Origin of the sequence: Rhizobium sp. WYCCWR 11146 (genome assembly GCF_013591995.1) — a bacterium.
In the GTDB taxonomy this organism is placed as follows: domain Bacteria; phylum Pseudomonadota; class Alphaproteobacteria; order Rhizobiales; family Rhizobiaceae; genus Rhizobium; species Rhizobium indicum.
In genome coordinates, this window is record NZ_JACCEY010000010.1 from 41,410 (window position 1) to 62,432 (window position 21,023).

Annotated in this window: 22 protein-coding genes; 12 read left to right on the plus strand and 10 right to left on the minus strand. The window is 60.3% G+C overall.

Going from position 1 to position 21,023, the window contains the following annotated elements:
• Positions 1-11: 11 nt before the first annotated feature.
• Together HX899_RS06290 and traR are read left to right on the plus strand one after the other, a co-directional pair.
• On the plus strand, positions 12-1,304 hold the full coding sequence (locus HX899_RS06290) for an NAD(P)/FAD-dependent oxidoreductase (RefSeq protein WP_181291891.1): 1,293 nt from the start codon (positions 12-14) through the stop codon (positions 1,302-1,304).
• Positions 1,305-1,463: 159 nt separating this feature from the next.
• Positions 1,464-2,168 carry a transcriptional regulator TraR gene (traR, locus tag HX899_RS06295; RefSeq protein ID WP_181291892.1) on the plus strand — a complete coding sequence of 235 codons (705 nt, stop codon included), beginning with the start codon at positions 1,464-1,466 and terminating at the stop codon, positions 2,166-2,168.
• A 46-nt stretch (positions 2,169-2,214) separates the two neighbouring features.
• Here traR and HX899_RS06300 read toward each other — a convergent pair whose 3' ends face one another.
• The 5 genes from HX899_RS06300 to traA form a co-directional block, all read right to left on the minus strand.
• Positions 2,215-2,523 (minus strand): transcriptional repressor TraM, encoded by a 309-nt coding sequence (locus tag HX899_RS06300; protein WP_181291893.1) that lies wholly within the window; start codon positions 2,521-2,523, stop codon positions 2,215-2,217.
• 409 nt (positions 2,524-2,932) lie between these two features.
• Positions 2,933-3,559 (minus strand): TraH family protein, encoded by a 627-nt coding sequence (locus tag HX899_RS06305; protein WP_181291894.1) that lies wholly within the window; start codon positions 3,557-3,559, stop codon positions 2,933-2,935.
• Between the two features lie 11 nt (positions 3,560-3,570).
• The gene (locus HX899_RS06310; protein ID WP_181291895.1) at positions 3,571-4,836 is read right to left on the minus strand and encodes a conjugal transfer protein TraB; all 1,266 of its coding nucleotides are present in this window, start codon (positions 4,834-4,836) and stop codon (positions 3,571-3,573) included.
• The gene (traF, locus tag HX899_RS06315) at positions 4,757-5,284 is read right to left on the minus strand and encodes a conjugative transfer signal peptidase TraF (RefSeq protein WP_181291896.1); all 528 of its coding nucleotides are present in this window, start codon (positions 5,282-5,284) and stop codon (positions 4,757-4,759) included. Before traF ends, HX899_RS06310 begins: the two co-directional genes overlap by 80 nt.
• Entirely contained in the window at positions 5,281-8,583 is a 3,303-nt protein-coding gene (traA, locus tag HX899_RS06320) for a Ti-type conjugative transfer relaxase TraA (protein ID WP_181291897.1), read from the minus strand. The genes traF and traA overlap by 4 nt, the downstream gene beginning before the upstream one ends.
• A gap of 246 nt (positions 8,584-8,829) precedes the next feature.
• Here traA and traC point away from each other — a divergent pair, with 246 nt between their 5' ends.
• The 6 genes from traC (at position 8,830) to HX899_RS06350 (ending at position 12,477) form a co-directional block, all read left to right on the plus strand.
• Positions 8,830-9,126, plus strand: coding sequence for a conjugal transfer protein TraC (gene traC / locus HX899_RS06325; protein WP_181291898.1), 297 nt, complete (start codon positions 8,830-8,832; stop codon positions 9,124-9,126).
• Positions 9,127-9,130: 4 nt separating this feature from the next.
• The gene (gene traD / locus HX899_RS06330; RefSeq protein ID WP_181291899.1) at positions 9,131-9,346 is read left to right on the plus strand and encodes a type IV conjugative transfer system coupling protein TraD; all 216 of its coding nucleotides are present in this window, start codon (positions 9,131-9,133) and stop codon (positions 9,344-9,346) included.
• On the plus strand, positions 9,333-11,303 hold the full coding sequence (gene traG, locus HX899_RS06335; RefSeq protein WP_181291900.1) for a Ti-type conjugative transfer system protein TraG: 1,971 nt from the start codon (positions 9,333-9,335) through the stop codon (positions 11,301-11,303). Before traD ends, traG begins: the two co-directional genes overlap by 14 nt.
• On the plus strand, positions 11,300-11,752 hold the full coding sequence (locus tag HX899_RS06340; RefSeq protein ID WP_181291901.1) for a thermonuclease family protein: 453 nt from the start codon (positions 11,300-11,302) through the stop codon (positions 11,750-11,752). Before traG ends, HX899_RS06340 begins: the two co-directional genes overlap by 4 nt.
• A gap of 96 nt (positions 11,753-11,848) precedes the next feature.
• Complete coding sequence (locus HX899_RS06345) at positions 11,849-12,115, plus strand: WGR domain-containing protein (protein WP_181291902.1); 267 nt, start codon at positions 11,849-11,851, stop codon at positions 12,113-12,115.
• Positions 12,116-12,198: 83 nt separating this feature from the next.
• Positions 12,199-12,477, plus strand: coding sequence for an HU family DNA-binding protein (locus tag HX899_RS06350; protein WP_012648969.1), 279 nt, complete (start codon positions 12,199-12,201; stop codon positions 12,475-12,477).
• A 43-nt stretch (positions 12,478-12,520) separates the two neighbouring features.
• Here HX899_RS06350 and HX899_RS06355 read toward each other — a convergent pair whose 3' ends face one another.
• Both HX899_RS06355 and HX899_RS06360 read right to left on the minus strand, forming a co-directional pair.
• Positions 12,521-12,829 carry a DUF736 domain-containing protein gene (locus HX899_RS06355; RefSeq protein ID WP_037102212.1) on the minus strand — a complete coding sequence of 103 codons (309 nt, stop codon included), beginning with the start codon at positions 12,827-12,829 and terminating at the stop codon, positions 12,521-12,523.
• A 779-nt stretch (positions 12,830-13,608) separates the two neighbouring features.
• Complete coding sequence (locus HX899_RS06360) at positions 13,609-14,499, minus strand: LysR family transcriptional regulator (RefSeq protein ID WP_181291903.1); 891 nt, start codon at positions 14,497-14,499, stop codon at positions 13,609-13,611.
• 106 nt (positions 14,500-14,605) lie between these two features.
• Between HX899_RS06360 and HX899_RS06365 the strand changes: the two genes are divergently transcribed.
• The 3 genes from HX899_RS06365 to HX899_RS06375 all read left to right on the plus strand — a co-directional run bounded on the left by HX899_RS06365 (position 14,606) and on the right by HX899_RS06375 (position 16,724).
• Positions 14,606-15,475 (plus strand): SDR family oxidoreductase, encoded by an 870-nt coding sequence (locus tag HX899_RS06365; protein ID WP_181291904.1) that lies wholly within the window; start codon positions 14,606-14,608, stop codon positions 15,473-15,475.
• Between the two features lie 36 nt (positions 15,476-15,511).
• Entirely contained in the window at positions 15,512-15,985 is a 474-nt protein-coding gene (locus HX899_RS06370) for an SRPBCC family protein (RefSeq protein ID WP_181291905.1), read from the plus strand.
• A 70-nt stretch (positions 15,986-16,055) separates the two neighbouring features.
• Positions 16,056-16,724, plus strand: coding sequence for an NAD(P)-dependent oxidoreductase (locus tag HX899_RS06375; protein WP_181291906.1), 669 nt, complete (start codon positions 16,056-16,058; stop codon positions 16,722-16,724).
• 308 nt (positions 16,725-17,032) lie between these two features.
• Here HX899_RS06375 and HX899_RS06380 read toward each other — a convergent pair whose 3' ends face one another.
• Positions 17,033-17,617 (minus strand): hypothetical protein, encoded by a 585-nt coding sequence (locus tag HX899_RS06380; RefSeq protein WP_181291907.1) that lies wholly within the window; start codon positions 17,615-17,617, stop codon positions 17,033-17,035.
• A gap of 87 nt (positions 17,618-17,704) precedes the next feature.
• Here HX899_RS06380 and HX899_RS06385 point away from each other — a divergent pair, with 87 nt between their 5' ends.
• Complete coding sequence (locus HX899_RS06385) at positions 17,705-18,001, plus strand: hypothetical protein (RefSeq protein WP_181291908.1); 297 nt, start codon at positions 17,705-17,707, stop codon at positions 17,999-18,001.
• A 306-nt stretch (positions 18,002-18,307) separates the two neighbouring features.
• Here the strand turns inward: HX899_RS06385 and HX899_RS06390 are convergent, their stop codons facing one another.
• On the minus strand, positions 18,308-18,970 hold the full coding sequence (locus HX899_RS06390; protein WP_181291909.1) for a DUF7007 domain-containing protein: 663 nt from the start codon (positions 18,968-18,970) through the stop codon (positions 18,308-18,310).
• Positions 18,971-19,051: 81 nt separating this feature from the next.
• The gene (locus tag HX899_RS06395) at positions 19,052-20,767 is read right to left on the minus strand and encodes a ParB/RepB/Spo0J family partition protein (protein WP_181291910.1); all 1,716 of its coding nucleotides are present in this window, start codon (positions 20,765-20,767) and stop codon (positions 19,052-19,054) included.
• Positions 20,768-21,023: the final 256 nt, after the last annotated feature.

Below are 21,023 nucleotides of genomic sequence, written 5' to 3' on the forward strand. Positions count from 1 at the left end.
GCGAGTTCGTAATGATCAGGCGCAACATCGTAATAGTGGGGGCTGGCTTCGGCGGCCTTCAGGTCGCCAAACAGCTCCGTGGCCTGGAAGTCGACGTGACGATAGTCGATCGGCGAAATCATCATCTTTTTCAGCCGCTTTTGTATCAAGTTGCCACTTCAGTCCTAGCAACTTCGGAGATTGCATGGCCAATTCGGCAGATGTTCCGAGGAAGTCCCAATGTACGAACGTTGCTTGGCGAGGTTGTTGGGATTGATCGTGATCAGCAGGTCGTATCATTGGCCGATGGGACTGTTCTTGCCTTCGACACCCTCGTATTGGCAACGGGTGCGCGGCACATGTACTTTGGTCACGATGAATGGGAAATGCCCGCTCCAGGGCTAAAGACACTTGAAGATGCAACGACTATTCGGCGTCGGATCCTCATGGCTTTCGAAAAAGCAGAGGTCGAACGTGACGAAGAACGCCGCAATGCACTGCTCACATTCGGCATTGTCGGGGCTGGCCCAACAGGTGTTGAGCTGGCCGGTATGATTGCGGAGCTAGCCCAGCGAACGCTGGTCGATGAATTCCGGGCGATCGATAGTCGAGCAGCGAAGGTCTTGCTTATTGAGGCGGGGCCAAGACTTCTTCCTACGTTTTCGGAGGATCTGTCTGTCTACGCTGAGAAATCGCTGCAGAAGCTGGGCGTCGAAATTCATAAAGGCCGCCCAGTCACGGCTTGCACCTCAACCGGCATAAATGTCGGTTCAAACTTTATCGCTTGCGAAACAATCATTTGGGCAGCGGGTGTGAAAGCGTCTGATGCAGCGCAATGGTTAGGGGTCCCAGCGGATCGCGCAGGGCGTGTAATCGTGAGATCTGATCTGACGATAGAGGGAGCAACGAACATCTACGTGATCGGCGATACTGCAGCCGTTGTATGGAAAGATAGTGCAAATGTTCCGGCAATCGCGCCGGCCGCGAAGCAGCAGGGATATTACGTGGCTCGGCGCATTCGAAACGAGTTGCTAGGCAAAGAGTCAGGTGATGAGTTCAGGTATCGCCATCTTGGAAATCTGGCCACGATTGGACGCAATTCAGCGGTAATCGAATTTGGCAACCTTAAAATTCGAGGATGGCTCGCCTGGTGGATCTGGGGCGCCGCCCATATCTATTTCCTGATCGGTACGCGGAGTCGCCTAGCAGTTGCGATGAGTTGGCTCTGGATATCCTTCTCGCGCCAGCACAGTGCTCGCTTAATTACTCAGCGAGACGTTTCTGTCGCTCAGAAACCATTGAGTGAAGAGACGACCCGGACGTAGTTCGCTTCGCATATGGCGCTTTTCGGCGCTACCGAAAAGCAGCCATCTTAGGTTACACAATTACTGTAATGCACTCTAAAACTGTTTTATCAGTTATATAATAACCGTTGAGGAGTTCGCGTGACCTGTTCCACCTGACCACCAAAACGGAGTAAGAAAATGCAGCACTGGCTGGACAAGCTGACCGATCTTGCGGCGATACACGGCGACGAAAGCATCCTCACCCAAGGCCTTTCCGACCTCACCCAACATTTCGGCTTCACCGGCTACGCCTATCTCCATATCCAGCACAAGCATGCCATCGCAGTTACCAATTATCATCGCGAGTGGCGGTCAACCTATTTCGAGAAGAATTTCGACAAGCTCGATCCGGTCGTCAAACGCGGGAAGTCCAGAAAGGAAATGTTTGCGTGGTCTAGCGAACAGGATCGCGCGAGGCAGTCGAAGGAAGAGCGTGCCTTCTACGCTCTCGCTGCTGATTTCGGCATTCGCTCAGGGGTCACCGTTCCGATCAAGACTGCCAATGGCTCGATGTCGATGTTCACATTAGCGTCGGAAAAGCCAGCGATCGATCTCGAACGAGAGATCGACGCGGTCGCAGCCGCGGCTGCCGTCGGACAACTCCATACCCGCATCTCGTTCCTCCAAACCACTCCGACCGTGGAAGATGCTGCCTGGCTCGATCCTAAAGAAGCGACCTATCTCAGATGGATCGCCGTCGGCATGACGATGGAGGAGATCGCTGATGTGGAGGGCGTCAAATACAACAGCGTCCGCGTCAAGCTTCGCGAGGCGATGAAGCGCTTCGAAGTTCGGAGCAAGGCCCATCTCACCGCGCTTGCAATTCGCAGGAAGCTGATGTGAGAGCGCCGATGGCGAGTCGCCCACTAGGCCTGTTCCTGAAACCCGATCAGTTCACGGTCACTTTCGGGACGTAGCCGAGGATGCTGATCAGGGAACTCACTGCGCTCATCTGAGCATGCATTTCGATGCTGGCCTCAATGTAACAAAGATGCTGTGAGCCACCGGTCAATTCCCCCGACTTGTATTCTTCCGGCAGTGCCTGGAACAGTTCGTCAGCCTTTTCGACTAACCGCCGGTGCGTTCGGATCGCGTCGACGGTAAGAGTTTCCAAGTCGGCGGGAGGAAGACCCCGCGTTAGACCCACCACTGGCCTGAGCTCCACTCCCTTAGACAAGCTCACATCTTCCGATTCCATGCTTCCAACCCTGGTTTTGTCTGCGGTCCGCCCCCGCTGACGTTGAACCCTATGAACCCTAGCCGGGGGTTAGAATCCGAGATGAATCGGCCCTGAGACCTTTAGCACCGAAGCGCCTGGACATGAGTCACAGGCCCCCGGCCATAAGGTCAGAGGATTCCTGGCGCCATTTCGGTCAGCGCCAACCTTTCATCCGCGGATTCTAAGCCGCAACACAGCACGTACTGCGTCAAGGTCTTTATAAGAGTCATTTCAACGAGATGCCAGTGGGGATTGGAATAGAGAAGATGCAAATCTTCACATCCTCAACACTCCGAATGCCGTTCCGATCGGAACCTTCAAGCGTAGTCCAAACACTCTGGAACCGTTGCTGGGGGATTGCATTCGATTGGTCAACCGGTGGCACCACTCACTTGCGATGAGCACCGATGCCAGAAAGATCAATCCGTATCCCTGCCTTGTTGGGGTCGGTAGCGCCGACCTGCGCAGCAACGGAATCGTTGGTCGCACCACCTTCCGCACGTTGGCTGGTGCTATCATCTTCCCGCTCGGGCACTGGGCCTGCAAGATTCGCCTTGCCGGGATCGGCGGCCCGAAACACAGCTGTTCCCTCGAAATATCCCGTCTGCCAGGCGATAATAGCGTCGTCGAACACTTGCGGCAGGACATCGCTGGCCGTCGGATTCCCATACCATTTGATGACGATGCGGTAGACCTTGGCGAACAATGCAGTGCCCACGCGGATGTTCTCGCAAGCATCGACCAGGTCCGGCTTCAGTTGGCCCGCCTCCACGATGCCGAGCCCGGCGGGATATTGTGTGATCCCGACGCGAACGGTATTGCGACCGAGGTTGTCTCGGATAAGCGCCAACGCCTCCTCCGGCGTCGCAGGTTTGGGCACGAGGACGAGTCGGTTGCCGGAGCGGACCGTCACGGCAAGGGGATCCTGAGACCCTGCCCGTTCGATGAACTGCGCGATGATCGCAGGCTTCAGGCCGGGATCGCTGCATTCCTTGATGAGAGCGGCATCGATCATCGACAAATCTCCTATGTGTTGAAAGCCGTGACGACGGGCAGTCCGAACAGTTTTGCCCAAGCGGTCACGCTCGCGTCCTGAATGGCGACGATCGACGTTCCCGCGGTCCACCAACCGTTGCCCGGGGCGACGATTGCGGTGGGGGAATGCAGCATCGACTGCAGGACCGGCCAAAGGAGGAGTTGCTCGTAGCAAATCAGCGCGGCGATCTTCTGGCCGCCGATTTCCATGACTGGATTGCCGAGGAGGTTGGCGCGAGCTCCATCGCCCTGCCCGGCCCATGCCCGCCATGGCTGCCACATAGACACCGGAACCGGCATGCGTTCGCGATAGAGAATTTGAGCCTCTTCCGCCGAAACCGCCACCATGACGTTGTCGTAGCCGCCCGGATCGATGACGGCCGCGCCAGCGATCACAGTGAGCTCCGAGCCTCGCAAGCCTTGGCTCCAGAGCCGCGCGACGGTCGGCGTCCAGAAGCCCAGTGCACTCTCGGGAAGAACGATGAACCGGGGTTTCTCGCCCGCAGCCGCGCGCACCGTTGCGATCAGGTCACGGTGGTAGGCGAGCGAGCCGTCTCGTCCGAGTTTCTCACCCTGTTCGAGGTCGACGCCCTTCCATCCCTCGGGTATATCAGGTGAAGTCCACGAAGCGGCGGACCAGAGCCAGAATCCTCCCAGGACGATGGCGACAGCCGGCCAATATCGCGATGTCATCATCGCGAGGCTGGCTGTCATCGCGACCAGCCCCCACCATCCCCATTCGGGAAAGAGCACACCAGTAGCGGTGAGCGGATGTGCCCAGCCGGTTATGCCGAGGGGCGGCAGTCCCATGAGCGTCGCCGCCACCTGATAGCGCGCCGCCATTGCCATTCCCGTTCGACCTTCTCCCGGAGACTTGCCCTCCGGTTGCCCCTTCCAGAACGCTGCATGCACGCAGGAGAAGGAGAGCGAAGCAGCTGCCCAGAGCAGAAGCCCAGGCCAGAGATCGGCGGCATAGAAGTTGGCGACGCCCTGCGGCAGCCCACGCGAGGCAGCCAGAAAATATCCGGCCGACACGAGCAACGCCGTCAGCCGTGATGGCGACATCGCCCATAGCGCCGGGAACAACACAGCGATAGGAAGCGCCAGCACATGACCGCTCCAGGCAATCCAGCCGCAAGCGAAAGATACGGCGATGAGCGGGCAGGAACGCCGCCAGTTATGGATCGAATGTGAGGACCGGCCGCGCCAGGCCGAGAAGGCCAGTTTCGGGAACCGGTCCAAAATACCGACTATCATAGGAGCTCGCAAAGGATGAGTGAAGAAACAGATTTCTTAGTGGCACGATGCCGGTTTTGAACGGTGTGATCGGCCGGCCCTCGCCATCGCTCGCGCGAACGATCGATGAGGCGAGAGGCCTGCCGTCGACAGTGACATTCGCGCCGATTTCGATGTGCTGTCCGGGAAGTGCCGCCACTGTCTTGATCAGCGGCGCAAAGCCACTCGGGCAGAGGCCACGCCTGACATAGCCACGGCGGCGTGCCTTCTCGAATGACGCGGTCGGCGGTGGGCATATGAACACGAGATCGCCAGCTTCGACCGGACGCTGCAGGGCCACGATACGCCAGAGCCCAAGCGGCTCGCTCGGTGTCAGGTTCAACCGAAAGCCGCCCATATAGGCGATTGTGGCCAGAGCGGCGATCGCTCCGCCTGCACCGGCCAGAAACAGGAGAACGCGCCGCGTCATTGTTTCATTACCGGCGTCTGGCGCTGGGCGAGACGAAGATCTTCGGCTTGCCGCAGGGTCTGGACGGTACGCTCGTGGGCGGCGAGCTGCTGGGACGTGCGCATGATCGGCCAGGCCTCCGTCAGACGCTCCTTCTGCTCGGGCTGCATTCCTTCCGAGAGTTTGTCGAAGAGCTTTCCGGAGGGTTCGCGCGCGGCATTTGTGAGCAAGGTACGCTCGCCGAAGCGTTCGGCGACGGCTTGGTTGAACCCGTCAATTTCCAGTTTGGTTTCCCGATTGCTCAGTGCATAGGCCATGGCCGACGGCAGATCGTTGCGGTCGATCGCATCACGCACGCGCTCCAGCACCATATGTGCTGCCAGCGACAGTGCCGGGATGTCGATCGACGCGCGCTGACGCAATGCCTGCTCGTCAGCCTGCAGCCGCTGTACGGCGGTCTCGCGCATCCTCAGATACTGCTCAAGATCGCGCTTCAGGGCGCGTACGTTCAGTTCTGCGACGCGACGGTCCTCGCGCTCAGTCTTGCTGGCAAGAATGCCCGTTTTGCCCCTAAGCTGTCCGATCGACGCTGGGGTGGTCGTCAGCGTCTGAAGCGTCAGTTTGGCCGCTTCCTTATCCACCAGAACCGCATCGAAGTTCATCGCCCGGAAGGCGGTCTCGGGATCGGCAAAGACGTAAGAAAAGCGGGTCGAGACCTCTTCCCATTGTTGTCTGAGGGCTGGATCGGTGTCGAGCTTGTTCTCCACCGTGTCGGCAACGGAACCGGTAAATGTCTTGATGCCTGCGACCATGGGCACGAACTCCTTCATCGTTTGGGTTTTCGGGGGCTGGTGCAGACCGAGACGTACTGCAAAGACGGCAAGGCGCTGGCCGAGATCGACCAGTTTCGTCTTCTGGCGTAGTGTCCAGTCGAGTTGGTCGCGTAGCAGCGTCCGCGCCACCTGGACGATGTTGAGGCCGCGACTTTCCGCGAACCGCAGCGCCTCGCGGTAAAGCTTCCCGCGCTCGTAATCGAGCGTCGTCTCCTTGGCATTCTTTCGGGAGAGCACCTTGGCAAGCCCGCCGTTAAAGGCGAAGGACCGGCGTCCGTAGTAAAGCTGCAAATCCTCGCGGTGGCGGGTCATCGCAACATAGGTCAGATGCCGGTCGAGCGAGAGGCTTGCCAGCACCTTCACGCGGTCGACGGTAGCGCCTTGCGATTTATGGATCGTGGTGGCGTAACCATGATCGAGATTGCTGTAGAAGCGTTGCTCGACGATGACCTGCCGGCGCTGATCACCCTCTCCGATGACAGCAACGATCCTGCTCGGTGCGGCCTCAATGATATGAGCGATCATGCCGTTCTTGACGCCGAGCGAGGTCTCGTTCTTCAGAAAGACGATCTGGTCGCCCACGTCGAACCGGCGAAAGCCGTCAGCCGTTTTGAAGACATGGCCCTCACCGACAATTCCGCGTTCGACGAGTTTTTCGCGGGCCATGACGTTGAGGATGCGCACGTCGCGGCGCAGATGCGCGAGGATCAACGTTGTCTTCATCTGATCGTAATCGTGGTTCCAGTCACCGATCAGCCGCTCGACCGCTTCGGTCTTGAGCCGCGTTCCCGTGATCCTGGCATTGACATCATAGGCGGTCAGCGCCCTTTCCACGTTGCCCCGAGCCAGATCGAGCGACGCCTTGCGCATCCAATCCTCGCGCTGGCGATAGATCGTCTCGAGTTCGGCATAACCGATGCGGTCAACGATGGCGCGGAAGGCAGCACCCGCCTCGATCGGCTGGAGCTGTTCGGGATCGCCGACCAGAACGATCTTGGCACCTGCCCTGACGACGGCATCGACAAAGCCGGCCATCTGTTTTGAGGCGACCATGCCTGCTTCGTCCATGACGAAGATGGTTTTGTCATCGAGAACGTCACGGCCCCGATTCCAGCGCAACTCCCATGATGCCAGCGTGCGGCTGTCGATGCCCGCTTCGCTCGAAAGACCCTCAGCCGCCTTGCCGGCAAGCGCGCCGCCGACCACACGATATCCGGCCAGTTCCCAAACTTCGCGCGCAGCTTTCATCATCGTGGTCTTGCCGGCGCCGGCGCGTCCAACCACGGCCGCAATCCGGGCGGGACCGGCGATCCGCTCGATCGCGGTTTTCTGCTCTTCCGAGAGCCGTTCATGCCGCCGGCACGTGGCGTCCAGAGCAGCTTCAGAGACAGCATGGCCGTCGCGGTTCGACAGCCACAACGCCTGCCGCACCATCGTCGCTTCCAGCCGGATCATCGCCCGGGTCGAATAACGGGCGGGCATCTTCTCTCCGGTCGCGAACTCGATCGTGTCGCGCTGCAAACGCAAGACTTCCGGGTTAAGGATGATGCGTGACATCAGTCGCCGGAAAACAGTCGCGTCATCGACATAGCGATGCAGAACCTTGGCGACATCGCGTTCATCGAAAACGCTCTTTTCTCGCGTGATGAGGTCGAGCACGATGGCTGGATTGTTCAGAATGCGGCGGGTGTTTTCCGACCTGCGCTGTTCGTTCAGTTCGAGCCGCTCAAGCTCTGGTCGGACGCCATGCTTCTGCGCCTTGCGCTCGATCGCCTTGGCGCCAACGCCGAGATGAATGGTGGGTTCAAGCTCGATGCCTTGCTTTTCGTAGGAACGGCCGTCGATCTTGAGATCGATGCCGCCGAGCGCCAGGTGATGGTTGAGCCGTTCGAACCATCCATCGCGCAGGGCGTTGAAGTCATCCGTCGACCCAGCCCAGAGCTGATAGAGGATTTTCCCGGACTTCGTGCGGACGGGCTGGCCATCCTCGCCAATGACCGCCACCTTCTTCGATCCGAAACCAACTTCGGTCAGCGGACGCAATGTGGTCATCAGGTGGATATGCGGGTTGCCGGGATTGTTGTGGTAAACCCAGTCGGCCACCATGCCCTTGGCGAGGATATGCTTTTCAGCGAAGTCCCTGACCAGGGCGATGTTTTGTTCGGGGGTGAGTTCCAGGGGCAAGGCAATCGTCAGGTCGCGAGCGAGTTGCGCGTCGGCGCGCTTTTCGAAAGCCTCGACCTTGTTCCAGAAGGCTTCGACTCCGCCCGAAACCGCGCGGTCAGCAATGAGCGATTTCACCCATTGCGGAGCATCGCCGGGCAGGACGAACTCCTCGTGCAATAGCCCCTGTTTACGGGTGTAATCGATGGTACGGGCCTCGCGCCCGTATTCCATCTTCGCGCAGTGCCGGTAGGCCGCAGACAGCACCGCGCTACGGCCGCCGCCGCGGCTGATGATGCTGGCTGAGAAATGGGCGATGGCCACCGCGCGGTTAACTCCAGATTCGAACCTCGTTCGTCGGGGGCGGCGGGCCACGGTCGGCCCCTGAGCAGGGCGTCGCGTCAGCGACGTATAATTGCGCCCTTGGATCCGCTCCTTCGGAACGGCGGGATCATCCTCCAAAGTGTCGGCCTTGCCGACGTGCAGATCTGCACATTCCTTCGGAAGTGCTTTTGAGGAAATCCTGCAGCGGAACAGAGCCGCCAAGATTTCCAAGGAGATGCGACCGGAATGAAGAAACCATCATCGAAGATCAGGGAAGAAATCGCCAGATTGCAGGATCAGCTGAGACAAGCCGAAACACGCGAGGCCGAGCGCATCGGCAGGATCGCGCTGAAGTCCGGTCTCGGTGAGATCGAGATCGAGGAGACCGAGCTACAGGTGGCGTTCGAGGAGATTGCAGGGCGGTTTCGCGGAGGTAAGGCACCTTCGACCGGAAGGAAAAATGCCGGGGATGGTCGAACCGGCGGTGAACCGGCGGCGACGATCGCGTCTGGCGCGCCTGCGGGCAGGCCTGGTGAGGCTTGAACGCATGGCCCGCACGATGACGAATGACGCGCGAAAGAAAGACACGCGCGAAAAAATCGAACTGGGTGGCCTGATCGTCAAGGCAGGACTTCGCTATGAGAAGCGGGCACTGCTGCTCGGCCTGCTGATCGATGCCAGTCGCCGCCTGAAGGGCGACGGTGCCGAGAAATTGCGCCTCACGGCGATAGGCGCGGAGGCGTTCGGTCGTGACGGCGAGTAGACTTTTCCTCGCTGCCATCCCTGTTACGACGATGATCGCCCTGGTGGTCTTGATGCCGGGGGTCGAACACTGGCTGGCTGCGTTCGGCAAGACGGCGCAGGCGAAGCTGATGCTCGGGCGGATCGGTCTCGCGCTGCCCTATGCGACCGCAGCTGCAATTGGCACGATCTTTCTGTTCGCGGCAAATGGCGCAGTGGGTATCAAGGCTGCAGGATGGGGCGTCGTCAGCGGAAATGGAGTGGCAATCCTCATCGCTCTCCTGCGCGAGGGGGTTCGCCTGGCCGGGATCGCTGGCGACACCCCGAAAGGACAATCCGTGCTCGGATACGCGGACCCCGCAACGATGCTCGGCGCATCGACAACGTTTCTCGCCGGCGTCTTCGCACTGCGTGTCGCAATGAAGGGTAACGCAGCCTTTGCCAAAGCCACACCACGGCGGATCGCGGGAAAGCGGGCGGTGCATGGCGAGGCTGACTGGATGAAGGTGCAGGAGGCGGCAAAACTTTTCCCCGATCCCGGCGGCATCGTCGTCGGCGAACGATATCGCGTGGATCGCGACAGCGTTGCGGCTGTGTCGTTCCACGCGGACGATCCGTCGACCTGGGGCGCCGGGGGCAAGAGCCCGCTCCTATGCTTCGGCGGCTCCTTCGGCTCGTCGCATGGCATCGTTTTTGCGGGCTCCGGCGGTTTCAAGACGACGTCGGTCACGGTCCCGACCGCGCTCAAGTGGGGTGGCGGGCTCGTCGTCCTAGATCCATCGAGCGAGGTCGCGCCGATGGTATCGGGGCATCGCCGCAAGGCTGGCCGGAAGGTGATCATTCTCGATCCCTCGGCGTCAGGCGTCGGCTTCAACGCGCTCGACTGGATCGGTCGACATGGCAGTACGAAGGAAGAGGACATCGTCGCCGTCGCGACCTGGATCATGACCGACAATCCGCGCTCGGCGTCTGCCCGCGACGACTTCTTTCGGGCTTCGGCGATGCAGCTTCTGACGGCTCTGATCGCCGACGTCTGCCTGTCCGGTCACACTGACGACGAAGACCAGACGCTGCGCCGTGTGCGGAAGAACCTTTCGGAACCCGAACCGCAGTTGCGGGCGCGCCTGACAAAAATCTACGAGCAGTCGGAATCGGACTTCGTGAAGGAGAACGTTTCAGTCTTCGTCAACATGACGCCTGAGACCTTTTCCGGCGTGTACGCCAACGCGGTGAAAGAAACCCACTGGCTGTCGTATCCGAACTATGCCGCGCTCGTCTCTGGCGGCAGTTTCTCGACCGACGATCTCGCCAACGGCGGGACAGACATCTTCATTGCGCTCGATCTAAAGGTTCTGGAAGCCCATCCCGGCCTGGCAAGGGTGGTGATCGGCTCGCTACTCAATGCCATCTACAATCGAAATGGCGATGTAAAAGGTCGCGCGCTCTTCCTGCTCGACGAAGTCGCCAGGCTGGGTTATCTGCGCATCTTGGAGACCGCGCGCGACGCCGGGCGCAAATACGGCATCACGCTGACAATGATCTTCCAGTCCATCGGCCAGATGCGCGAGGCCTATGGCGGGCGGGACGCGACGAGCAAATGGTTCGAATCCGCGTCGTGGATCTCTTTTGCCGCGATCAACGACCCTGATACTGCCGACTATATCTCGAAACGCTGCGGCGATACGACAGTCGAGGTCGACCAGACGAATCGCTCGTCAGGGATGAAGGGATCGTCGCGCTCACGCTCCCGGCAGCTGACCCGCCGGCCGCTGATCCTGCCGCATGAGGTGCTGCGCATGCGCGCTGACGAGCAGATCGTGTTCACATCAGGCAATCCGCCGCTCAGATGTGGACGCGCCATTTGGTTCAGACGTAAGGACATGAGCGCGTCCGTCGGAGAAAACCGTTTTCACAAGCCAATCACAGAAGGGGTGAAGAGCTATAAGGCCGCTCCGACGACAGACATTGAGGAGACATGACAGTGAGACTTTTTACGGCCGTCGCCAGCCTATCCCCCTTAGCCATTGGCTTCCTCGCGTCTGTTGACTCAGCCCAGCCTTCAAGCAGTGCAAGCAGCGTGGGAGAAGCCTTCTCTATCTGCGGAAACGGGCAACGGATCACCTGTGTGGTGGATGGTGATACGTTCTGGTTTCGAGGTGAAAAGATCAGGATAGCGGACATCGATACACCAGAGCTCAGCCCGCCGAGATGTGAGCGCGAACGCGAGCGAGGTCTTGCGGCGAAACAGCGGCTGCTCGACATCCTCAATTCAGGTCCGCTCTCGTTCAAGACGACCGCAAGGGATGAAGATCGCTTCGGTCGCAAGCTCAGGATCGTCTATCGGGAGCGACGATCGGTCGGCGATATTCTCGTCGCCGAAGGCTTGGCTCGGAAGTGGCAAGGATCGCGCCGGAGCTGGTGCGAATGATCCGGGCGCCGGCGGATCACTGTCGTGAATCGATGATGCCCGACCGATTCAAAACTGTCATTGGACGGCAGACTCCGAACGCGCGAATCTGCCGTCATGATCACGCAGCCCTACCACCTCTATGTCGAGCGTATCGCGCCGGAAAAGAACATGGCGCGGTTCTACGCACTTGCCGTTCAGCCGACACTGTTCGGCGAGGTGTCGGTGGTGCGCGCCTGGGGCCGGATCGGAACGCGCGGACAACAGATGGAACACCTGTTTAACAACGAGAGCCAAGCCATCAACCTGTTTCTCGACGTGCTTCGTGAAAAGCGAAAACGAGGCTATCGGCCAAAACCACCTGTGGACATCCAGCGGATCTGAACCTTGTCCCAATCCTCGCCGATGACAATCCGCTCATAAGCTGACACGGATTTTATCTTTGACAGGAAGATGCGAGGAATCTCATGACCACCACCAATGAAATCGCCGACAAGATCGCTGCCGACAACGGCCTGACGAAGGTTCAGGCCAAGGGTATCGTTGAAGCCGTGTTCCAGGCCATCGCCGATGCTGCAGGCTCCGACGCCGAAACCTCGATCCCTGGCTTCGGGAAATTCAAGGTAAAGGCTTCGCCTGAACGCGAGGGCCGCAATCCTGCGACCGGAGAAAAGATGACTGTTGCAGCTTCGAAGAAGCTGACGTTCGCGCCTGCCAAGGCGCTCAAGGATGCACTGAACAAGTGATCTAGTTAGTGGAGAGCCCCGCCGCAAGGCGGGGCATCCAGTCTCAGTCCCGGTTTGACCGGGACCAGATGAGGGAGAGGCCTTCCTCGCCTTCGACCTCGATCAGCGTTGCGTAGATCGGAGCCGGGAAGCTCGGGTCGTCGAGCTTGACCGAGAGGTAGTCGCGGCCTTCGTTCGAGGTCTTCTTCCAGGCTGCGCCGAATTCCGTGGCTCCCGCGAGGATGCGATAGTCAGGGCCCTTTTCGGATGTGCGCTCGACGGCGCGGATGGTTGCCTTGACGTTGAGGTTGAGGGTCTTGATGGTGCCGGAGAAGCCGTTGCCGGAAGCGGTGAAAGAGCCGATGGTTGCCATTGTCGTATTCCTTTTCGGTTGTTCGGGCCGCGTCCATCGCGGCCTCGATGGCAGTCGATAGGACCGGGGACGATCGGCCCGCACCTGAAAGGCCGAAACGGAGTGGAGGACGGCCAGGAGAGGCTTTCTTGGTCACCGCGAGGAATGGGCGCTTAAGCGCACAGGGGAAGAAAATGATCCGGCCGTTGCGGATGCCGATCGAGCCGAGCATCGCGAGGCGGTCTTTGGTCAGACATGCCCCATCGAGACCGCAGTGGACGTGCCAGTTGGCAGATAAAGGGGTACGGCAATTGCATCATCGGGTGGCGACAATGGGAATTGATGCATAGCGCTCACAAGCCCCGAGCGATTGGTCAAAGCCAATGACTGCATGCGGGAGATTGCCGGGAACGGTGCGTTGCTTCCTCGGGCAGCTGGTTGTGGCGTAATGCCTGGATAACAATACCGGGGGCGTGCTCATCCTTCACTCGCAGCTTCAGACGCACCACATCTCCGGCCAGAAGACCAATGGGATCATTTGCGGCTCGATGTTTTCGCCGATCAACCCGTTCTCTAAGTCACCACGAACGGCCGGGGGTCGCGACGGGCAACCCGGCCGCCAATAGACTTCACCAAATTTAGTCCTGGCTTAGCGTTACATCCGCGAGCGGGTCCGCTCCGGCTATGGCTCAGCAAGCGCCTTCAGCGTCGCGTTCAGTCGGAATGCCGCCCGGCGCCCAGTCGCCAGTAAACACTGCTGCGTAACGCTGTCAGGATTGCAATGTTGAACATTCGGTCCCTCACCTGCCGATGTAGGCCGCCAGTTCATCGGGTGTTCCGTTTGGAAAAGCCTGCTTCAGAAAATCCAGGAAGGCAGAGACACGCGCGCTGAGCAGTCGCCGCGACGGGTAAAGCGCCCACAGCGCGATCTCTGAGCCCTCGACATCGCCCCAGTGAAGCAAAGTGCCGTCGGCCAGATCGTGGCTCACCAGCGAAATCGGCATACGAGCAGCGCCGACGCCCGTTCGCACGGCATCCCGAACCATGATGAGTGAAGACAGGGCGAGGATGGGCTCTATCCCGATCGTGGCGGGTCCTTCTGAAGTCACGACGCTCCAGGTCTGCCGATCGCCCGCCCCGCGCACGACACCAGGCACCAAGAGATCTGCCACTGGGCGGGGAAGGTCGGGGCTTGCCACGACGACCAGACGATCATGCAGAAAGGCTCGGCCGACCAGACTTTCGTCCGGGTCCGGATTGACCCGGATGACCAGGTCATAGCCTTCCTCGATCATGTCTACGGCTCGGTCCTCCGTGGTGACTTCCAACCGCACGTCGGGATATTTCAGTGCAAAGCCCGCCGAGATCCGACCCATCGCGGTCTGTGAAAACAGCAGTGGCGCGCTGATGCGCAACCTGCCGCGCGGCTTGTCCCCGCCGGCCGCGATGGTGGCCGCCGTTTCGTCGAGCTCCGTCAGCAGAGCGGCTGTCCGCTCGTGAAGGACGCGTCCTTCCTCGGTGAGTTTCAGGTTGCGCGCGCCACGTTCAAACAGCCGAAGCTGAAGGGCAGCCTCCAGTTCGGTCACGCGTCGAGACAAGGTCGCTTTGGGACGGCCGGACGCCCGCGACGCTTTGCCAAAGCCGCCATGGCGCGCAACAAGGTTGAAATCGGCAAGGGCCACGAGATCCATGATCGTTCCATCAGTGAGACGAACTGTCTAATTTAACAGTCTATTGGTTTAAGAATGAACCAGCCATATTCCGGGTGTCAAGCAAAACCAACCCGGAGAAAATCCCATGACCATTCTCGTTACCGGCGCCACCGGCAATATCGGCGGCCAAGTCATCCAGCATCTCGTCGATAACGGCGCTGATGTCCGCGCTCTCGTCCGCGACCCTTCCAAGGCCAACTTCCCGACAGGTGTTGCCGTCGTCAAAGGTGACTTTCTCGACGTCGACTCCCTGCGTACCGCCTTCGATGGTGTGTCGACGCTGTTCCTGCTGAACGCTGTCGCACCAGACGAGTTCAGCCAGGCTTTGATCGCCCTCAACGTCGCCCGCTCGGCCGGCGTTAAGCGGATCGTCTACCTGTCGGTGATCCACCCGGACATCTACGTGAACGTGCCGCACTTTGCGGGCAAGTTTGGCGTCGAACGGATGATCGAGCAGATGGGCATGAACGCCACGATCCTGCGCCCGGCCTATTTCATCCAGAACGACCTGACGATCAAAGACGTCATCGCTGGCTATGGCGTCTACCCGATGCCCGTCGGCGACAAGGGACTTGCCATGATCGACGTCCGCGATATCGCGGAGATTGCCGCCCTTGAGCTGCTGCGTCGTGAACAGGCTGCACAGCCGCTTCCTACCAATCGCATCAACCTCGTCGGTCCTGACACACTCACCGGCACGGATATCGCTGCTATCTGGTCGGACGTTCTTGGCCGTCAGATCAACTATGGCGGCGGCGATACGGCAGCTTTCGAACAGAACCTCAAGCAGTTCATGCCGCCGTGGATGGCCTACGACATGCGTATGATGGGCGAGCGCTTTCTGACCGATGGCATGCTCCCCGAAGGCGGTGACGTTGAGCGCCTGATAACGCTTCTCGGCCGTCCGCTTCGCTCCTATCGCAACTTTGCCGCGGAAACCGCTGCCTCTGCGTGAGGCAGGTAGCCGTAAAACCCAACAAGGACCACCATCATGATCTATTCGACCGCTACCATTCCGGTGAACCCGGAAGGCGAAACGAAGCTTACCCGCGAGCAAGTCTGGAAGGGCCTGGAACTGAAGGCGCGCGATGCGCGCTTGTTCCTTCCCCCTGGTCTCTGCACCCGTTGCGACGTCATCGAGGAAAGCCCGACGCACTTTGTACGCGAAGCCACCATTGCCGGTTCAAACATCAGAGAGATCATCACCCTCGAACCGCATAGCAAGGTCACCTTTTTCCAGGCCACCGGCCCCCGTGAAGGCGCCATCATCAACGAGTTGTTCGAGGATGAAGCCGGAGCGCTGCAGCTGAAGTTCTACTGCTATCTGGGCCTGCGCGGCAAGGAGCCTGATGGTCCCGAGGAACAAGCCGAGCAGACGCAGTTCGACAGCGACAAGGGCTACAAAGCGGCCCTCGTATCGACGCTGAAGCGGACCCGCGAACTGCTCGCAGAGAGTCGGCTCTGATTACCAATCGCGACAGACCCAACACGGCGGCCTCCTGAGAGACGCCCTGCCTTTCAAGAGGAGCACGACAATGAACACGTCCACGATCGACACAATACTCGCCGCTGCGCCGAAGATCCTGATCCTCGGCGCAACCGGGCCAACCGGCCGCCACATCGTCAGCCAAGCGCTCGCCCGTGGCTACGAGGTAACCGTTTTGGTGCGCTCGACGGAGAAGGCCGCGGACATGAAAGGAGCGAAGATCCTAGTTGGAGACGCCCGTGACGAGACGGTGTTGCGCCAGGCCGCCAAGGCTCGAGACGCCGTGATCAGCGCGCTCGGCACACCAGCCAGCCCATTTCGCGAAGTCACGCTTCTTTCGACTGCAACCCGAGCAATTGTCAGCGCCATGAAGGCGGAACACGTTTCGCGTCTTGTCACCATTACCGGTATGGGCGCTGGCGATAGCGCTGGGCATGGCGGTTTCTTCTTCGACAACCTGATCTTCCCGCTACTCCTGCGCAAGGTTTACGCAGACAAGAATCGTCAAGAGGTCATCATCAAGGACAGCGGACTCGATTGGACCATCGTCCGTCCCACCGTTCTCAACAACAAGCCTCGTCACGACACAATCCAGACGCTCACGGATTTAAGCCAGTTCCGCGGGGGCTCCATCTCGCGCGAAAACGTTGCGGCTTTCGTGCTGGATCAAGTCACCACGGATCATTGGCTGCGTAAGACGCCGTTGATAACCTGGTAGTGTTCGCCCCAAAAGCGCACCGAAAAGATGTCAGCGTAAGGGATTCCGTTGCTTCAGGCCACGAACGCATAGCTGCACTGCACAAAAATTAAGTGCAACGCGATGAAAATTCGGGCATAAAGACTTCAGCTGATGCACATGGCGGCTTCCTCCCAGTTGCGCCGCAACAGCTGTTCCCCTCTGGAGGTCCATGACCTTCACACTTTATGGGCCGCGGTTTTCCGTCGGCCCTTTTTTCTTTTTCCGAACCAGGTCGTAACGACGTTGCGGACGCTGGAAGAAGGCGGGGCCGAAGCCCCGCGATCGTCCTACTCGAAGGCTGACATCTGGGCAGTCGCGGCCTTTTGATCGACCGAGTTGGCGGCCTGCTCGACCGTGCGCTCGTAAGGCTTCCAGGTTTCACCTGTGATGTCCTCGTAGGCGGAGACGGCGCCTTCGGCTGCCATGCGAAGCACGTGGGCCTGCAGGCCCATGTCGGCTGCGAACTCGCGCTTGCGCTGGGCGCGGCTGTCGAAGCCGACCGGGCCGTCGAGGTCCTCGTCTCTGGTATCGTTGGAGAGCTTCGTGGTGAGATCACGGGCCTCGGTGACCGCGCGGCTGTAGAATTGCCCGGCGCCGTAGGCGGAGCCGACAAACGATCCGACGATGCGTTGCATGTGGATCTGCATGGCCTTTTCGGCGAGGCCATCCTTGAGGGCATCGGCGCTTTCGATCAACTGGCCGCGGTGAAGGTCGCGGATCCCGTCGCTGTCGATGAGGGCAAGGCCGAAGCTTTCGGAGATGCGGAGCGCCTGGCTCACGTCGGGGCAGGCGTGCCTGACCATTTCGAGGGTGGTGGCGCGCTGGGATTTGACGGAACGGTTCTTCTGGGTGGAGCGGTTGAGCGGTGCCATGATCGGATCCTTTATGAGCGATGTTTCAGCGAAGCCCGGGGTGCCGGTTGTCGTCCGGCTCAGCCCATCGGGTGCGGGCAAAAGGACATGGGCACCAGCGGCCCGGCCCAAGGTCAGGGCATTGCCAGGAGGAGCGGGGAAGGTTTGCGGACGGTGCGGCCCGCCCTTAAGCGGGCTGCGGCAGACGCGGGCCTGCCCTGCGACGAGGCGATGATCCTGCCGCAACGCGGCGCGCCAGCGACCTTTGACCGGGACGCGCCCATGTCAGACCGCAGCAAAACCGAGGTGCTGTGCCGGCCGACGATCTGGTTTCTCGGCAGCATGATGCAATCGCCATGGCGATCCGACCTTGGCAACGCCGCGTCACCCACAAAAGGGGACTGACAAATCCCGATCCCGGCACGCTCCGATGCAAGCCGGTAGCTCCGTGCCCGCGTCCGCGCTTCGATCAAAGCGTCACTACACCCTCGACTTGGACGGGCTTTCCGCTCGCACCCGGCTCCGTTGATATGCGTGCTAAGATCTGGGGTAGGCCATGCCGTGCCTTGCATTTCCAACGCGCCTTCGTTCGCTTTGTCCGCTCTGCCCGCCGGGACCGGCAATACTGCTGCCGTGCCCAGATGCCTTGATAGAACGCGCTGACATCGTTCACATGACTTCGGGGATCGTCGGTGTCAGTGGACACGACTGTCATCGCCGCGCCGCCCAGGTTACGAAGCTGGACGGACCGTCATATGGCTGGTGCTTCAGTGGATCGATGACGAAGCCATGCCGGCCGGTCGAGTAGTCGGAGCGTGGAACCAGGAACCGTCGTTCGCCAACCTCGCCACGGATCCCGCCCAGCGTCGCGATGCACTCGACAAAGCCAGGCTGGTGATCGGAATTGAGGGCTGCGATGACCACCCAGTCGTTGCGGTGGACACTCTCGAATTCCCGCCTGTCCCGCATGTGAGACTGACTGCCGTTCAGTATCGCGCCCGTGACGCGCTCGTAGGCATCAGGGAAATAGTCGCGAAGCGTCCGATCGGCGAGGCGCCGCTCATAGGCGGTGAACAGCTGCGGGAAAGCATGGGCAACCTTCGCCCATTCACAATCCTCCTCGTAGAATCCGTCGTCACTACGATAGAGGGCATGGACGGCCGAATTGGCTTTCTCGGCGAGATGGAAACCGCCGTGACTGGCGGTGGAATGCAGAACGATACCCTCGGCATATCGCCGCGAGACCTGCGCCATACCCCATGGCGTCGAGGCTTCTGCTCGTATCGTCGGCCGGTCCAATACCTGAAGCTCAGTCTCATGCGCCGCTTTTTCTGCGGCCATATCTTCAGCCATGTCATCATGGATCTCTGCCATGACAAGCTCCTTCTGATTGCCCGAAACGAAAACGCCGCCGGCATCAGCCAGCGGCGTTAGTTCAGATCCTGTTGCCTGGCGTTATTCGGCGGCCTCGCGGAAACCCTCGCCGGCCTCTTCCTCGGCGGCGGAATGGTCAACCAGGTCACCACCCGAAAGCTGATCTTCGAGCGCATCGAGATCGGCGCGGACATCCTCCGATCCGCTATCGACGCTGGCAAAACGTCCGACCCACGACCGCACGTCCTCAGTGGATGGTGCGAGCAGCGCTGCCGGATGCAAAAGCTTTCCCTCGACAAAATGCTCGACCAGAGCCGCACGGGTATCCTTCACCTTGATCCGACCGGGCACGCCCGCCGTTTCCGCCGCAGCTTCCAGCGCAGTGCGCGACAGGCATGAGAAGAATTCCTCTGTGCCCATATTGGGCAGGAACTCGTCAGCTCCGATAGCGTCGCCGGCAATACGGGCGATCAGTCCGCTATCGGAGCGATTGCGCCGCAGCGACAGGACTTCGATCAGCACCGAGCGTGCAGCCTGCACCAGTGTCTCGCGATCGAAGGACAGCTTGCCGTCCTCGCCGATCAACCGGACAGCATGGGGCCCGCATTTCGCATGACCATAGGGATTGTCCGATGCACCGCTGGCGACCGTGACATTGGTGCCGGTGAAGGCCAAGATGAGCAGGGCCATCAGCGTATCGTCCTCGATCGGCGCACGGCCGAGCGCCTCGTGTAGAGCATCGGTGCGCAAGTCACCGATCATGTCGAGACCCTTCTGGGTCACATCGGGTCGCACTTTCGGTGCCTCGACCTCCTCGACGAGGGTTTCGACACCCTCGGCGTCCTTGACCAGCTTGGGCTTCTTCACTTCCGGCATGCGGTAGGCGACCGATTGAACCGAGCCGTCTCGCGCATTGATATACCAACCGGTAAGATCACCCTTGCCCGGCTTGCCGTAGACCTGTTGTGCCTTGGCCGGCAACTTGGCCTGACCGTATTCGTTGGCTTCGATGACCGATCCGCGCTTGGGCAAGTTGTTGGCTAGCCACTCCTGCTGCGCTCCGAGAAACGCCTCGATGTCGGTGGTATAGCGGCTGTCCTCGTCAGCGGGTGCAAACAGGTCCTCGACCCAGCTGATGCCGTAAGCCTGTGCCAGTTCGTCGCCGAAGCTTGCGTGCTTGGCGAGCATCCGGGTCGTGGTCAGTGCGCGGGCCACCTCCCACCACGACACCTGCGGATCCTGCTTCTTCGGCTTGTACTTCTTCCAGACCTCGGCCTGCTCGTCCTGACCGGCGGCTGCGATCGTGCGCAACTGTTGCTCGTTCGGCATGTCGCCACGCGCCATCTGGTCGAGCATCGCGGGCAGGATGTTGGCGAGCAGCCGCAGCTTTCTGATCTGCCGGCTGGGGAGCGCCAGCGCCATGGCGATCGACTCTTCGGTCCATCCAAGCGCCATCAGCCGCTCAATGGCGCGCCATTGGTCGACGGGGTTCAGCGGTTCGCGGGCGATGTTCTCTGCAAACGACTGCATGGCGCCAAGATCGTCGGCTGGATCAGCCAGCAGCAGCGGGATTTCCAAGAGATCCGCGGCAATCGCCTGGGCGGCGCGGCGGTGACCGAAGACGATGATGTAGCTGTTGCCGCCTTCCGGATCGAGTTTGACGATGGGTGGCTGAACCACACCGATGGCCCTGATCGATGCGCAGAGCAGCGCGTCGGACTGTGGCGACGATTTCGACTGCCGGGACCGGTCGGGATTGTCTTTCAGGCTGCGCGGATCGGCTGTAATCAACTGCATGGGAATGACCTCTTGAGCTTCGGGCGGACGGACTGTCCTTGCCTCCTCATCTTCTTCTCGAAGACATCTCCCGAACCGCAGGACGGGCCGGCGGCTGCAATTGCGCCGGAGCAGACCTGGCTCGCGGGAGAGCGAGGCACACCTGCCTTGCGAGACAAGCTGGCCCGGTCTCGGCGACTGGCGCGATTGAGGGAACCATCAGCCGTTGGACCGTCCTTGCGAACCGGTTTCCTTCTCCTTTTCATCCCCTCCTCCA

What these genes read in the sequence shown, in the direction of transcription:
- HX899_RS06375 (WP_181291906.1), top strand. Translation starts at nt 16,056, where the DNA reads ATGAACACGTCCACGATCGACACAATACTCGCCGCTGCGCCGAAGATC.
- traC (WP_181291898.1), top strand. Translation starts at nt 8,830, where the DNA reads ATGAAGAAACCATCATCGAAGATCAGGGAAGAAATCGCCAGATTGCAG.
- HX899_RS06390 (WP_181291909.1), bottom strand. Translation starts at nt 18,970, where the DNA reads ATGGCAGAGATCCATGATGACATGGCTGAAGATATGGCCGCAGAAAAA.
- HX899_RS06310 (WP_181291895.1), bottom strand. Translation starts at nt 4,836, where the DNA reads ATGATAGTCGGTATTTTGGACCGGTTCCCGAAACTGGCCTTCTCGGCC.
- HX899_RS06355 (WP_037102212.1), bottom strand. Translation starts at nt 12,829, where the DNA reads ATGGCAACCATCGGCTCTTTCACCGCTTCCGGCAACGGCTTCTCCGGC.
- HX899_RS06340 (WP_181291901.1), top strand. Translation starts at nt 11,300, where the DNA reads ATGACAGTGAGACTTTTTACGGCCGTCGCCAGCCTATCCCCCTTAGCC.
- traR (WP_181291892.1), top strand. Translation starts at nt 1,464, where the DNA reads ATGCAGCACTGGCTGGACAAGCTGACCGATCTTGCGGCGATACACGGC.
- traD (WP_181291899.1), top strand. Translation starts at nt 9,131, where the DNA reads ATGGCCCGCACGATGACGAATGACGCGCGAAAGAAAGACACGCGCGAA.
- HX899_RS06395 (WP_181291910.1), bottom strand. Translation starts at nt 20,767, where the DNA reads ATGCAGTTGATTACAGCCGATCCGCGCAGCCTGAAAGACAATCCCGAC.
- traF (WP_181291896.1), bottom strand. Translation starts at nt 5,284, where the DNA reads ATGACGCGGCGCGTTCTCCTGTTTCTGGCCGGTGCAGGCGGAGCGATC.
- HX899_RS06380 (WP_181291907.1), bottom strand. Translation starts at nt 17,617, where the DNA reads ATGGCACCGCTCAACCGCTCCACCCAGAAGAACCGTTCCGTCAAATCC.
- HX899_RS06360 (WP_181291903.1), bottom strand. Translation starts at nt 14,499, where the DNA reads ATGGATCTCGTGGCCCTTGCCGATTTCAACCTTGTTGCGCGCCATGGC.
- HX899_RS06305 (WP_181291894.1), bottom strand. Translation starts at nt 3,559, where the DNA reads ATGATCGATGCCGCTCTCATCAAGGAATGCAGCGATCCCGGCCTGAAG.
- HX899_RS06385 (WP_181291908.1), top strand. Translation starts at nt 17,705, where the DNA reads ATGGGCACCAGCGGCCCGGCCCAAGGTCAGGGCATTGCCAGGAGGAGC.
- HX899_RS06350 (WP_012648969.1), top strand. Translation starts at nt 12,199, where the DNA reads ATGACCACCACCAATGAAATCGCCGACAAGATCGCTGCCGACAACGGC.
- HX899_RS06370 (WP_181291905.1), top strand. Translation starts at nt 15,512, where the DNA reads ATGATCTATTCGACCGCTACCATTCCGGTGAACCCGGAAGGCGAAACG.
- HX899_RS06290 (WP_181291891.1), top strand. Translation starts at nt 12, where the DNA reads ATGATCAGGCGCAACATCGTAATAGTGGGGGCTGGCTTCGGCGGCCTT.
- HX899_RS06365 (WP_181291904.1), top strand. Translation starts at nt 14,606, where the DNA reads ATGACCATTCTCGTTACCGGCGCCACCGGCAATATCGGCGGCCAAGTC.
- HX899_RS06300 (WP_181291893.1), bottom strand. Translation starts at nt 2,523, where the DNA reads ATGGAATCGGAAGATGTGAGCTTGTCTAAGGGAGTGGAGCTCAGGCCA.
- HX899_RS06345 (WP_181291902.1), top strand. Translation starts at nt 11,849, where the DNA reads ATGATCACGCAGCCCTACCACCTCTATGTCGAGCGTATCGCGCCGGAA.